Annotated in this window: 10 protein-coding genes; 5 read left to right on the top strand and 5 right to left on the bottom strand. The window is 64.5% G+C overall.

What is annotated here, in order from left to right; all coding sequences use genetic code 11:
• The first annotated feature begins 110 nt into the window (after window positions 1-110).
• From GWG67_RS12205 to GWG67_RS12185, 5 genes are all read left to right on the top strand, one after another.
• On the top strand, window positions 111-2,798 hold the full coding sequence (locus tag GWG67_RS12205; protein ID WP_275169571.1) for an EAL domain-containing protein: 2,688 nt from the start codon (window positions 111-113) through the stop codon (window positions 2,796-2,798).
• A 39-nt stretch (window positions 2,799-2,837) separates the two neighbouring features.
• Window positions 2,838-4,298, top strand: a complete 1,461-nt coding sequence (locus GWG67_RS12200; protein WP_275169570.1) for a glycerol-3-phosphate dehydrogenase — start codon at window positions 2,838-2,840, stop codon at window positions 4,296-4,298.
• A gap of 75 nt (window positions 4,299-4,373) precedes the next feature.
• Window positions 4,374-5,543, top strand: coding sequence for an ABC transporter ATP-binding protein (locus GWG67_RS12195; RefSeq protein ID WP_275169569.1), 1,170 nt, complete (start codon window positions 4,374-4,376; stop codon window positions 5,541-5,543).
• Window positions 5,540-6,454 (top strand): ABC transporter permease, encoded by a 915-nt coding sequence (locus GWG67_RS12190; RefSeq protein ID WP_275169568.1) that lies wholly within the window; start codon window positions 5,540-5,542, stop codon window positions 6,452-6,454. The genes GWG67_RS12195 and GWG67_RS12190 overlap by 4 nt, the downstream gene beginning before the upstream one ends.
• A gap of 4 nt (window positions 6,455-6,458) precedes the next feature.
• The gene (locus GWG67_RS12185; protein ID WP_275169567.1) at window positions 6,459-7,271 is read left to right on the top strand and encodes an ABC transporter permease; all 813 of its coding nucleotides are present in this window, start codon (window positions 6,459-6,461) and stop codon (window positions 7,269-7,271) included.
• On the opposite strand, the gene GWG67_RS12180 is transcribed toward GWG67_RS12185, so the two are convergent.
• The 5 genes from GWG67_RS12180 to GWG67_RS12160 all read right to left on the bottom strand — a co-directional run bounded on the left by GWG67_RS12180 (window position 7,204) and on the right by GWG67_RS12160 (window position 13,645).
• A complete protein-coding gene (locus GWG67_RS12180; protein ID WP_275169566.1) occupies window positions 7,204-8,196 on the bottom strand; it encodes a hypothetical protein in 993 nt (330 codons plus the stop codon). The genes GWG67_RS12185 and GWG67_RS12180 overlap by 68 nt on opposite strands.
• 113 nt (window positions 8,197-8,309) lie before the next feature.
• Window positions 8,310-9,161: a carbohydrate ABC transporter permease gene (locus GWG67_RS12175; protein ID WP_007596245.1), complete on the bottom strand. Its 852-nt coding sequence runs from the start codon at window positions 9,159-9,161 to the stop codon at window positions 8,310-8,312.
• Window positions 9,158-10,030, bottom strand: coding sequence for a carbohydrate ABC transporter permease (locus GWG67_RS12170; protein WP_275169565.1), 873 nt, complete (start codon window positions 10,028-10,030; stop codon window positions 9,158-9,160). The genes GWG67_RS12175 and GWG67_RS12170 overlap by 4 nt, the downstream gene beginning before the upstream one ends.
• 94 nt (window positions 10,031-10,124) lie before the next feature.
• Entirely contained in the window at window positions 10,125-11,510 is a 1,386-nt protein-coding gene (locus GWG67_RS12165; protein ID WP_275169564.1) for an ABC transporter substrate-binding protein, read from the bottom strand.
• A 206-nt stretch (window positions 11,511-11,716) separates the two neighbouring features.
• Complete coding sequence (locus GWG67_RS12160) at window positions 11,717-13,645, bottom strand: AsmA family protein (protein WP_275169702.1); 1,929 nt, start codon at window positions 13,643-13,645, stop codon at window positions 11,717-11,719.
• Between the last annotated feature and the right edge of the window lie 29 nt (window positions 13,646-13,674).

Raw genomic sequence — 13,674 nt, 5'->3', positions numbered from 1 at the left:
TCAGGGCAATTGCCGTATTTGATGCCACATTTTTCCGTTGCGCGTACAGGCGTTTACCCGATCCAAACCCGCGAGGCCAGACAATCCGACGTTGAAATCGCGGGTGGCTGATGGCTGAGAAGAACTGGCACGCGGGCAGCGCGCTTCCGATTGCGGTGCAGGCCGTCGTGTGCCTGGTCGCAGCGGCCGCGCCTGCGCGCGCCTTTGCCCTCTCCGACAGCTTCACTCCTCCGAGCTATCTCGGCCACCTCGATCCCGACGTGATCTGGGAAGCCCTGATCGCGGGCGTCGTGATCTGCTCGTTCCTCGTCGCGGTCGCGCTGTGGATCCATTCCTCGCTGCGCCGGACCAGGCGCCTGCAGCTGCGGCGCAATGCCTTCGTCTCATCCGCGATGAACAACCTTAACCAGGGCGTGGTGATGACGGATGCGCAACGGCGCATCATCTTCTGCAACGACCGCTATCTCGATATCTACGGCTTAATGCGGTCGGACATCTGGGCCGGAATGACCGGCCATGACATCCTTGAGCTGCGACGCAAGCGCGGAGTGCTCGGCGGCGCCTCCGACGAGGAGTTCTACGAGAAAGCGGCAAGCACCAACGGCCTGATCACCGAACTGCCGGACGGCCGGGCCATCCTGGTGAAGTATTTCGTGCTGCCCAATGGCGGCTCGGTGGCGACGCATCTGGACGTCAGCGAGCAGCGCAGGCTGTCCCGGCAGCTCGCCTCCACCAAGCAGTTCCTGGAAACATTGCTGGACCACGTGCCGGCCTGCGTGGCCGCGAAGAACATCGATGATGGCCGCTACATCTTCGCCAATAGCGCCTATGAGCGCTTCTGGGGATTTTCGCGGGACCAGGTTGTCGGCAAGAACGCGCGCGAGCTGTTCGGGCCAAATTCGGCGGCCACCATCGAGGCGACCGATCGGGCGGCGCTCATCGCGCCCGCCGGCCAGTACCGCAACGAATTCGAGGTCGAGCGCGGCGCGACCCAGCGCATGGTAGCCTCGATCCGGATCGTGGTTCGCAACGAGAGCAACAAGCCTGAATTTCTGCTGGTGGTGTTCGAGGACATTACCGACCGCCGCTCGCTGTCGCAGGAGCTGGAGAGCACGAAGAAGTTCCTGGAGCTCGTGGTCGACAACATCCCGGTGGCCCTGATCGTCGAGCAGGTCAAGGACGGCCGCTATCTGCTCGCCAACCGCAGCGCGGAGACGATCCTCAACCGCAGGCGCGAGGAAGCCACGGGCCTGACCGCGTCCGACATCTTCAATCCCAAGGAAGCCAAGCTGATCATCGCGCGCGACGAAGCCGCGATCAAGAAGCGTGGGATGATCACCGAAGAGCACCCGATCTCCACAAAGAACGGGCTGCGGCTGTTCCTCACCCGCCGTGCCACCGTGCTGAGCGACACCGGCGAGCCGCAATATCTGATCAAGACCCACGAGGACGTCACCGATCGCCGGCAGACCGAGTCGCGCATGGCGCACATGGCCTATCACGACGGCCTGACAGATTTGCCGAACCGTGCCGCTTTCCTGCAGGCTTTGACCCAGATGATCGAGGCCTGCGAGGGCACCGGCGAAGAGTTCGCGGTTCTGTGCGTCGATCTCGACGGCCTCAAGGAGGTCAACGACGTCTTCGGTCATGCGCACGGCGACAAGCTCCTGGTCGAGGTGGCCCAGCGGCTCCAGGATTCCGCGCGCGGCGGCGTGGTGGCGCGCCTGTCCGGAGACGAGTTCGGCCTGATCATCGACGGCAAACAGCCGGACGCAGGTCTCGCCCTGGCGCAGCAGATCGGTAAAGCCATCGCCGAGGAATTCCAGATCGACGGCCGCCCGGTCCGCGCCGGTGTCACCACCGGCATGTCGATCTTCCCGCACAACGGCGCCGACGCCGCCTCGCTGCTCGCCAATGCCGGCGCGGCGCTGTTCCGCGCCAAGCAGAAATCGCGCGGCACGATCAGCCTGTTCCAGCCGGAGATGGACCAGCAGATTCGCGATCGCCGCGTGCTGCACCAGGACCTCTCGATGGCGATCAAGAATGGCGAGCTCTCGCTCGCCTTCCAGCCGCAGGGAGCCGCCGGCAATAGCGTCGCGGAGAGCGAGATCATCGGCTTCGAGGCGCTGGCACGCTGGCAGCATCCGGTGCGCGGCCAGGTCTCCCCGGCCGAATTCATTCCGATCGCAGAGGAAAGCGGCCTGATCGTCGAGATGGGCGAGTGGATCCTGCGCGAGGCATGCCGCGAGGCCGCGTCCTGGCCGACGCCGCTTCAGATCGCGGTCAACCTGTCGCCGGCGCAGTTCATGCACGGCGACGTGGTCGGGCTCGTCCATTCCATCCTGATCGAGACGGGTCTCGCACCCGGCCGGCTGGAACTCGAGATCACCGAGGGCGTGCTGATCGAGGACTTTGATCGCGGTCTTGCGCTGTTGCGCCGGCTCAAGGCGCTCGGCGTGCGCATTTCCATGGACGATTTCGGCAGCGGTTATTCCTCGCTGAGCTATCTCCAGGCGTTCCCGTTCGACAAGATCAAGATCGACCGCGCCTTCATCATTAATCTCGGCCGCAACCCGCAATCGGCGGCGATCGTACGCGCGGTGATCGATCTCGGCCATGGCCTGGACATGTCGATCGTTGCCGAGGGCGTCGAGACGCTCGAACAACTCGCCTTCCTCGCCGCGGAAGGATGTGACGGCGTGCAGGGCTATCTGCTCGGCAAGCCCCTGCCGATCGGGAAATATGCCGGCCTCGTCGGTCGCGCCGAAGTCATGGAGCTTGCGCTCAAGACCGGCTAGTGAGGATGGGCGCTTCTTTCGCTCCCATTCGACGGCTTCATGGCGGATTACGACCTTGCGATCATCGGCGGCGGCCTGAACGGTGTCAGCCTCGCGCGCGATGCCGCCGGCCGCGGCCTGCGGGTCATCCTGTTGGAGCAGGGCGATCTGGGCGGCGCGGCGTCCTCGGCAACACCGCGGCTGATCCACGGCGATCTCTCGGTCCTGGAACGGCGCGGCTTCGGACGGGTGCGCCGGGCGCTCGCCGAACGCCGGACCTGGCTCCGGATCGCACCGCATCTGGTTCGGCCGATGCGCTTCGTGATCCCGGCGCATTCCGACGAGCGCCCACCATGGCTGCTGCGCGTTGGCCTATTCCTCTACGACAGCCTCACCAGCCGGAGCGGCCTGCCTGCAACGGCGACCCTCGACATCACGCATCATCCGGTCGGCAACGCGCTGAAACGACCGTTCGGCACCGCCTTCGAATATTCGGACTGCGTCGTCGACGATTCCCGACTGGTGGTGCTCACGGCACTTGATGCGGCCGAGCGCGGCGCCGTGATTCGGACTGGAGCGCGCTGTGTGCGTGCCGATCGGACCGACACATGGCGGCTCGCGGCGGTCGACCGCGGCCATCGCCGCACGATCACGGCCCGGGCACTGGCCAACGCCACCGGCGGCTGGACGTCGATGGTCGCCGAGACCGTGCTGCGGCAGCCGCAACCCGCCATGGCGGCGATGCAGATGAGCCAGATCATCGTCCCGCGGCTCTTTGATTCCGATAACGTCTACGTCTTCCAGAACAGCGATGGCCGGTTGATTTTCGCGAGCCCTGTCGAGCGCGATTTCACGCTGATCGGCACAGTCACGCACGATTTCACCGGCGATCCCGCGATCGTCGCGATGCCGGGAGCGGACGTCAACTATCTCTGCGAAGCGGCCAGTCGCTATTTCCGCGAGCGCGTCGCGCCGACCGACGTGGTGCGCGCGGTCTCCGGCGTCAACCTGACGCTGGCGTCCGCGCGCGGGCGTGACGGCACGACGTTGGTCCACGCGCGGCGGCGCAAGGCGCCGCTGATCACGATGTTCGGCGGTGACGTCACCACCTCGCGCCTGCGGGCGGAGCGCGCGGTGGCGAAGTTGACGCCGTTCTATCCGATGTCGCCGCCCTGGACGGCTGGCGCGGCGCTGCCGGGCGGAGATTTTGCCTGGGATCGTTTCGACACCGAGGTCGATCTTGCGCGTGATCGCTGGCGCTTTCTCTCGGAAACGCAGGCCCAACGCTTCGTCGCGGCCTATGGCTCGCGCTTGCCGGCCCTGCTGGGCGAAGCGAAGACCCGCGAAGAACTTGGGCCGGCCTTCGGCCCCGAACTGACCGGCGCGGAGGTGCGCTATCTCATGACCCACGAATGGGCGCGTTTTCCCGAGGACATCCTGTGGCGCCGCTCCAAGCTCGGCCTGACGATGTCGGCGGAGGAATGCGATGTGCTGGCTGCGTTCATGGCGAATCCGATGTGAACGAACCGCCTCTAACCGGTTGAGTGAGGAACGATCGGCCGCTAGCGTGCGGCGGGATCGGGGTTGGCAGGGACCATGACTGACGAGTTGCCCGGAACAGACGCCATTGCGGAGGCGGTCGGAGAGAGGCAGTTCGCGGCCGGCGAGCCGCTGCTGCGTATCGACGGCGTCGCCAAGACGTTCGGGACGTTCCGTGCCGTGGATGGCGTGTCGCTCGACATCAAGGCCGGCGAGTTCTTTGCACTGCTCGGGCCGAGCGGCTGCGGCAAGACCACGCTGCTGCGCATGCTCGCCGGTTTCGAGGCGCCGGATCAAGGGCGCATCCTGCTCGGCGGCAAGGACATCGCGCAGGCGCTGCCGCATGAGCGGCCGATCAACATGATGTTCCAGAACTACGCGCTGTTTCCGCACCTGTCGGTGCGCGACAACATCGCCTTCGGCCTGAAGCGCGCCGGCATGGCACGCGCCGACATCGCCACGCGTGTGGCGGAGATGGTCGCGCTGGTGAAGCTCGACGGGCTCGAGAAGCGCAAGCCCGACCAGCTCTCCGGCGGTCAGCGCCAGCGCGTGGCGTTGGCGCGCGCACTGGCGCGACGCCCGCAGCTCCTTCTGCTCGATGAGCCGCTTGCAGCGCTGGACAAGAAGTTGCGCGAAAGCACCCAAGGCGAGCTGATGGAGCTGCAGCGCCGGCTCGGCATGACCTTCATCATCGTCACCCACGACCAGGAAGAGGCGATGACGATGGCGAGCCGGATCGGCGTGATGAGGGACGGCAAGCTCGCGCAGGTCGCGAGCCCCCGCGGACTCTACGAGGCGCCACGCTCGCGCTGGATCGCGGAGTTTGTCGGCGACGTCAACCTGTTCGACGCCGAGTCCAAATTGCGCGACGGTCATCGTCTGGTCATCGGCACGCGCGATGCGGGACCGCTAGTGGTGGCGGAGCCGCGCGAGCCGTTCGGTGAGGTCAGATTATCGGTTGCGATCCGCCCCGAGAAGGTCAAGCTGTCGCGCCGTGGTCCGGTGAGGGAAGCCGGTCATGGAACGGCGATCAACCAGCTGGACGGCGTGATCGCCGACATCTGTTATCTCGGCGGCACCACCACTTACAAGGTGAAGCTCGACGCCGGCGGGATGCTGCAGGCTTCGGTCGCCAACAGCGCGCGCCTCGACGTCGATGCCTACAGCCTGAACCAGCCTGTCGTCGCCTGGTTCACGCCCGACGACTGCGTGGTGCTGCCGTCATGAGCGCGCGCCGCATTTTTGCGCGACCGGCTCGCCTTGCCGCGATCGCGCCCTATGTCTGGATGGTGCTGTTCTTCCTGGTGCCGTTCGGCTTCGTGCTGAAGATCAGCCTGTCGCAGACGGCGATCGCGCAGCCGCCTTACGAGCCGGTGTTCGACCTGATGGCGGGATGGGGGGCGCTGAAGGCCGCCTTTGCCGCGCTGTCGATCGACAATTTCAAGCTGCTCGCCTCCGACGACATCTACGTGTTCGCCTATGTGCGCAGCCTCATCGTCGCCGTCACCGCGACCGCGCTGTTGCTCCTGATCGGTTATCCCATCGCCTACGGCATGGCGCGGCTGCCGGCGCGCTGGCAGGCCGTGGCGATGGTGCTGGTGATCGTGCCGTTCTGGACCTCGTTCCTGATCCGCATCTATGCCTGGATCAACATCCTCCAGCACGACGGCCTGCTCAACCAGATCCTGCTGGCGCTGCATCTGGTCAGCCAGCCGGTGGTGTGGCTCTCGACCGACAGCGCGATGTATATCGGCATCGTTTATTCCTATCTGCCGTTCATGATCCTGCCGCTCTACGCTACGCTCGCGAAAATGGAGCCGGTGCTGGAGGAGGCGGCCTCCGATCTCGGCGCGCCGCGCTGGCAGGTGTTCTGGCTCGTTACCTTCCCGCTGTCGCTGCCCGGCGTCGGCGCCGGCGTGTTGCTGTGCTTCATCCCCATCGTCGGCGAGTTCGTCATTCCGGATCTCCTGGCCGGCTCCAATTCCCTGATGATCGGCCAGACGCTGTGGCTCGAATTCTTTACTAACAAGGACTGGCCGGTCGCCTCGGCCGCGGCCATCGTGCTGTTGGTGGTGCTGCTGGTGCCGCTACTGCTGTATGAACGGCTGCAAAAGCGTCAGCTGGAACAGGGTCGGTGAGACGATGCGCAAGGTCTCCCGCCTGTCCCGCTTCAACGTCGCCTCGCTCGCGCTGGGTCTGGCCTTCCTCTATCTGCCGATCTTGATCCTCGTCATCTATTCCTTCAACGCCTCGCGGCTGGTGACGGTGTGGGGCGGCTGGTCGCTGCGCTGGTATCACGAGTTCTTCAATGACCGCGCCATGATCGAGGCGGCCTGGATGAGCCTGCGTGTCGCGGTCTCGTCGGCGACAATTGCGACCCTGATCGGCACGCTCGCCGCCGTGGCGCTGTCGCGCGGCGAGCGGTTCCGCGGCCGCACCCTGTTCTCCGGCATGCTCTACGCGCCGCTGGTCATGCCGGAGGTGATTACCGGATTGTCGCTGCTGCTGCTGTTCGTGGCCCTTAATGCCGAGCGGGGCTTCTGGACGGTGACGATCGCCCACACCACGCTGACGATGTGCTTCGTCGCCGTCGTCGTGCAGTCCCGCCTCGGTTCGCTCGACCGTTCATTGGAAGAGGCCGCGATGGATCTAGGCTGCGATCCCATGCGAGCGTTCGTCGCCGTCACGCTGCCGCTGATCGCGCCCGCGATCGTCGCGGGCTGGATGCTCGCCTTTACGCTGTCGCTGGACGATCTCGTGATCGCGAGCTTCACCACCGGCCCGGGCTCGGCGACGCTGCCGATCCGGATCTATTCGGAGGTGCGGCTGGGAGTGAAGCCCGAGATCAACGCGATCTGCACGCTGGTGATCGCCTTGATCGCGGTCGTCATCGTGATCGCCTCGCTCGCCTCGAAATTGTCGAGCTCGCAGGGCGAGAGCGCGGCGCCGCTGTAGCCGTTCGTCCGGTGAACCATGCGCGAGACGCGTCCTGAGCCGCAGCTCCAAGCTGCCGCAGCGCAAGGCTGTCGAGCGGAAATTCGAGCAGGATGTGGATCAGGCTCAGCGCCAGCAGGAAGGTGAAGCCGAAGGCGTAATCGTAGAAGTACAGCGCGGTCGAGACGGCGCTGGCGCCGGCCATCGCCACCAGCCGCTCCTTTGGCACAGCGGTCCAGCGGATCACGTCGGCTTTGATGAACCAGTTGAGATAGTGATAGGTGTAGATGAAGGCGAGCAGGCTGGTCAGCCTGACGTCGAGGACGAGTCCTGGCATGCCGAACAGCCGGCCGAGCGCCGGGCCGACATTGCCGAAATAATCCTGTCCGACGCGGGCAAAGCTCGTGATCCGGATTTCGGCCGTCGGCGGCAGCAGCAGGATCGTGGCGATCGCGACGAGGTAGACAGCCACCAGCGCGGCCTGCACGCGGCTGCCGGATCGGTAGGCACCGAGCACCATGAAAATCAGCGTGAACAGGCAGACGTGGATCAGGGTCGGAATCAGGATGCCGATGACCGCGAGTGACGACCCGCTCGAATACATGATGGCGGACAGCGCGATTGCCGCCATGAACAGCAGCATGCTCTCGATCGCCGAGGTGGTCGCCGCCAGCATGGCGCAGACGATCAGCGCGCCCCACATCGCAAAGCCGAACCATGACGCATTGTCGATCAGGGCCGCGACCACGGCGACAACCGCCAGGACAGCGGCAATCCCGCGGTGAGGCAGATAGTAGCTGCGATCGTGCAGCCATGAGATCTCGGTGAAATAATGCGCCGGGCCGAGCACAACATAGGCCAGCAGCAACAGCTCGAACGGCACCAGATAGGACGCCGCGAGCGCCCCGAGCATCAGGCCAAGATGGAGTGCATCGTTGCTGCGCATGAGCGCCCCGCCGGCTTTGCGGGACGCAAGTTAGAGCAGACGCGAACAACTTGCAATTGTCCGCTGGGCTGCTCAAGCGCCTTGCTTGTGGCGACCCGATCCGTCCTGTTGCGTCAGGACTTCACCGCACCTGCCGTGAGCCCGCCCACCATGTAGCGGCGGAAAGCGTAGTAGATCGCCGCCGGCGGTAGCGCGTAGATGAAGCCGGTCGTCATCAGCAGCTCCCACGGCGAGTCGTCGGCGGCGAGGAAGTTGCCGAGCGCGACGGGCAGTGTGATCTCGCGGTCGTTCGAGAGCAGCAGGAACGCGTAGAGGTATTCGTTCCAGGCCAGCAGCACCGCATAGGTGCCGATCGCGACCAGCGAGGGCATCATCAGCGGCAAATAGACCAGACGGAAGATCTGGAGGGTCGTCGCGCCGTCCATCACGGCGGCCTCGTCGAGCTCGACCGGCAGCTTGTCGGATGCCTGCTTGAGCACCCAGATCGCATAAGGGCTGGCGATCGTCACCATGGCCAGGATCAGAGACCAATGATTGTTGAGCAGGCCGTAATTGCCCATGGTGCGATACATCGGCACCGCGAGGAACGCCGCCGGGATGAAATAGGTGAACAGCGCGAGGTTCATCACGATGCGCCCGCCGGGCACGCGCAGCCGCGAGATCGAGAACGCCGCCGCGGTCGCGATGACCAGCGTCAGCACGCCGACGGCCGCCGCGATCACCAGCGAATTCCAGAACTGCACATAGAAGTCGCGCAGGAAATAATGCTGCTGCTTGAACACGATTTCGAAGTTGTGCAGCGTCGGATGATCCGGCCACAGCTTGCCCGAGAACGCGTCCTCCTTCGGCGAGATCGCGAACAGGAACATGTGATAGATCGGTATCATCGTCCAGAGCAGGACGGGAATGCCGATCAGGAGCAGCCGCGCCTCGGTCGCGACGTCACGGAGAGAGGGAAGCTTCATCGCGACAACCGTTTCATCATGAAGTACATCAGCGGCAGGACGAACGGTATCGCGCAGACGATGGAGGCCATCGCGAGCGAGAGCTGGTCGAGCCGGAGATAGCGGATGCCGAGCGTCGACAACACGTGCGTGAGGTCGGCCGGGCCGCCGCCGGTGAGCAGATAGACGCTGTTGAAGTCGCCGAGCGTCCAGATCATCGAGAGCAGCGTGCAGGTGATGTAGAGCGTCTGCAGCGACGGCCAGGTGATGTAACGGAATTTCTGCCACCAGCTCGCGCCGTCGACCTCTGCGGCCTCGAACAGGTCGTGCGCGATCGCAAGCCGTCCGGTCATCAGAATCAGCGTCCAGAACGGCAGCGACTTCCAGATGTGGACGCCGATCGCCATGGTCAGCGCCACCGTTGGGTCGTTCAGCCAGTTCGGACCGTCATCGCCCGTCAAGGAGAAGATGAAGTGGTTGACCATGCCCCATTCGGGGTTGAACATGAACCGCACCGACAGGATGGTCGGGATCGATGGCACTGCCCAGGGCAGGATAAAGACCACCGAGAGCCATTTGATCCAGGTGCGCTGCTGCGCGAAGAAGCCGGACAGGAACAGCGCGATCAGCATCTTGATGTTGATGCCGATGACCAGGAAGATCAGCGTGTTGACGGCGGCGCGCGCAAAGATCGGGTCGTGATAGAGCGCGACATAATTCGACGGAGCCCGCGCCAGCCATAACCCGTAACAGACGGGGTAGACGACGAAGGCGAGGAAAACGAGCAAATAGGGTGCGAGCAGCACGATGCCCCAGATTTGCGCCGGGGTCAGCCGCGACGACAAGGGCGGTGCGGGGATCGACTGATCACCAGAGAGCGTAATCGCCATTCTTTTTGGACTCTTCAAAGAGTTGCCGGCCGCGAAACGCGGCCGGTACTGTTCTTATACCTTCACCCGCAGGGCGGGGCGAGGGGATGATGACTTAACCCGCGACCTGCTTGATGCGGGCGATCAGTTCGTCGACGGCCTTGTCGACTGGAACCTTCTCGCTGACCACCCGGTTCATCGCCTTGGCCCACACGTTCTCGTTGTTGAGAATCGTGAACTTCCAGTTCTTGGTGAAGTCGAACGCGGCGGTGCCGCCGGTGAACTGGGCGTAGACCGCCTTGCGGTGCTTGTCGGCCTGCCAGAACGGGCTTTCCTGGCTCGCCTTGGTGACCGGGAACCAGCGGCCGAGCGCACCCTCGATGTAGGGCCGGACGTTCTCTTCCTGGAGCAGGAAGCTGATGAACTGCTTGGCCTCAGCCTTGTTCTTGGCCGCGGTGAAGACCAGCCCGGTCTTGACGTCGGAGCGGTAGCGGATGGTCGAACCGTCCGGCGCCTTGGGGAAGGACGCCGTGACGATGTCCTGTTCATAGGCCTTCTTGCCGGCGTCGCGCTGCTCTTGCGTGAGTGCCTGGTTCTGGGAATCCTCGAACCATTTCGCCGCGATCGAGATCGTGAAGTTGTGGGTCATCACGATTGTCTTGTTGTGGAAGGCGACGTTGTTGTCCGGATCCTTCCAGGTCGTGGAGGACGGCGGCGTGCAGCCTTTGATATAGGTGTCGGTGTAGTCCTTCAGCGCCTTGATCAGGTTCTCGCGGACCTTCGGATCGTCGACGGTGAGCTTGCCGTCGTCGTCGACCAGCTTGACGTGGTAGGCGTCCATGAAGGTGTAGAACGACTGGAAGGCATCGGTGGATTCCACGCCCATCGGCTGGCCGACGCCGTAGATGCGCTGGCCGGTGGCTTTGCGGATTCCCGGTTGCACCTTGTCGCACCAGAACGTCCAGTAGCCTTCCCAGTCGGTCGGGATGTCGGCGAGCTTGAAGCCGGCCTTCTCCAGCATGTCGTTCCAGATCTCGACATGCATGCTCTGCTGCTTCAGCGGGAAGCCGTAATAGGCCTTCTTCTTGGTGACGTCGTTATAAAGGATCGAGGCGTCCAGCGTGTTCTGCACGAACCGGCCCTTGATCGGCTCCATGACTTCCGAGAGGTCCTCGAGCTTGCCCTCATAGGCCCACTTGCCCTGCGCCTGCACGTCATAGGAATCGGAATAGGCGACATCGGGCACGGTGCCGGCATCGAGCGCGGCGACCGTCTTCGGAATCATGTCCTGGATCGCGTACTGCGACAATTCGACCTTGATTCCAGTCTTGGCTTCGAACTTCTTGATCGTCTCGATCAGCGCGTCGTCTTCGGAGCGGTAGAAGCCTTTGCCCCACCAGACCGTAATCGTCTTCTGCTGCGCAAATGCGGGTGCAGCGGCTGCGAACAGCCCGGCCGCAGCGACCGCCAGTGATACTGCGCCAATAACCTTGGATTTCACGTTTTTCTCCCTCAAACGGCCGGTGTTTTTAACCGGTCGTATAAAACACTAGCGCATGGCCGTGATACGATCTAGCGGCTTGTTGTCAGACATAGGTCGTGGGGGATCGCCCTGTGGAGATGCTTAATGTGCGCATCGATCTAAAGGCTGCATCAATTCGCCCTGATCAATTCGCACGATCGGCCGGTGCCGCTTGATCGCCGTCCTCAATTGGACTTCGCGCCTTCCTTGGCGTTCTGCGCCGTCGGCGATTCGGCAGGTGCGGGACGTTTTCCGGTGCCGGTGATGCGCTCGATCGCGGAGCGCACCGCGTCGCCCGGCTTGCGGTCTTTCAGCATGTCGAGCAGGGGCGCAGAGGCCGGCGAGCGGCGGATCAGGCTTTCCGGATCGGGGAAGACGAGGGGGTCGTCCCAGGGGCCCTGCACCACGAAGGGCAATTCGAACCCCGACGCGCTGTTGAGGCTGGCCACGCCCTTCATGTCGTATTCGCGCGTCGGCACCGAGGCGGTGCCGGTCATCGTGATCTTCGCCGCCGGTCCTTCGACGCGGATGTCCTCGGCGGTGGCGACGCCATCGGAGAACTTCACCGCGATGGTGAGATTGTCGTAAGGGGTGGAGCCGTTGCGGAAATTGCCGCCGCCGGACAGCGGCCGCCGCTCGAGCCGCTTCAGGAGCTGCTCGGCATTGAAGCCCGAGATCGCGCCGTCATGCCCGGTCACGGTGGCGCTGCCGTCGAGCGACTGCACGAGGCCGAACGGGCTCGAGCCGGATGCGAGGAGCGAGACGTTGATGTTGCCGCGGCCGGACAGCTTGTTGATACCGAACAGCTCGGAGGCGCAGGCCTGAAGGTCGACATCGGTGAACTGGAATTGCGCCTTGATGTCGGCGACGGTGTCGGAGCGCGCGATGCCGAACGAGCCCTTGGCGATGCCGCCATAGACCTGGGCCTCGCCGACCGAGAGCGCCAGCGTGCCGTTGCGCAGATTCGCGCCGATGGCGGTGCGGCCGAGTTTCGACGCCCCGACCGTCAGCTTGGCTGCCGACAGGCGCATGTCGAGGTCGGTGGTCGACAGGGCGTTGAGGTCGAACAGCTGCCTGTTCCAGTCGCGCGCGCCGCTCGCGAGCAGGCGGAAGGTCGAGATGTAGGGTGTGAAGTCGAGCGCGTCGGCTGCGAGCGTCGCCTGCAGCGTCTGCCGGCCGTTATTGGCGTAGGTCATCACGCCCTCGGCGGTGTTGCCGTCGAGCTCGACATTGACGTTGGTGAGCGCGATCGAGGCGCCGACGACATTGGCCCGCGCCCTCAGCGCGAAGCGGCCGAAGCCGCCGCTGGCGGGCTGCGGCTGTCCGGTCCAGCGCAGCGCGTTGCGCAAGGACGGGCTGTCGATCGTGAGCGTGCCCTCCATCATCGGGCTGGTGCGGTTGGCGACGTTGCCGTCGAAGGCGAGCTTGAGCGGCGCGCTCGCGATCCGCGCCTTCAACCCCGAGCGCTCGCCGGAGAGCGCGGCGACGAAATCGGAAAAGCTGATCGAACCGTCGACCCGTTCGCCGCGCCAGTCGAACTGTCCGGTCGCGGCGAAGGAGCGCGAGATCGAGGGCCAGGCCAGCGACAGGTCGATGTCCTCGAACTTCTCGGTGCCGTGCGTGGCAGCGTCCTCGTAATTGAGCACGCCGTCCTGGATCCGGATCTCGGAGAACGACACCTGATTCTCGGCGCCGGGCTTCATGGTGCGCGCGATGGTCTGGATGAACGGCGTCCAGTTGCTTTCGCCGTCCGGCTTCAGGCTGACATGGATGCGCGGCCGCAACAGCGTCAGGTCGGCGATCTCGAACCGCTGCAGCAGCAGCGGCAGCAGCCGCAGGTTCGCGGTAAGCACGTCGACACGGAGCGCGGGGTCGCTGGTGCCGCCGCCCTTCAGGCCGACGTCATGGAAGGAGATGTAGCTTGCCGGCAGCACCGAAATGTCGATCGCGCCTGCGACATTGACCTCGAGCCCGGTGACGTCGCGGATCTGCGTTTCCACGGCCTTGCGCAGCGCGTCGCGGTTGATGAGCCATGAGGTCGCGATCAGGGCGATCAGCGCCACGCCGAGCAGCGCCGCGATCGGCGTCCCGAGGCGCTTCATTCCTTGGGCCATGGTCAATGGCATATCCTGATCGAGTTGGT

This window comes from Bradyrhizobium sp. CSS354 (assembly GCF_029051725.1).
Classification (GTDB): domain Bacteria; phylum Pseudomonadota; class Alphaproteobacteria; order Rhizobiales; family Xanthobacteraceae; genus Bradyrhizobium.
The sequence above is the reverse complement of the archived record's forward strand: the minus strand, read 5'-3'. Positions and strand labels throughout refer to the sequence as shown.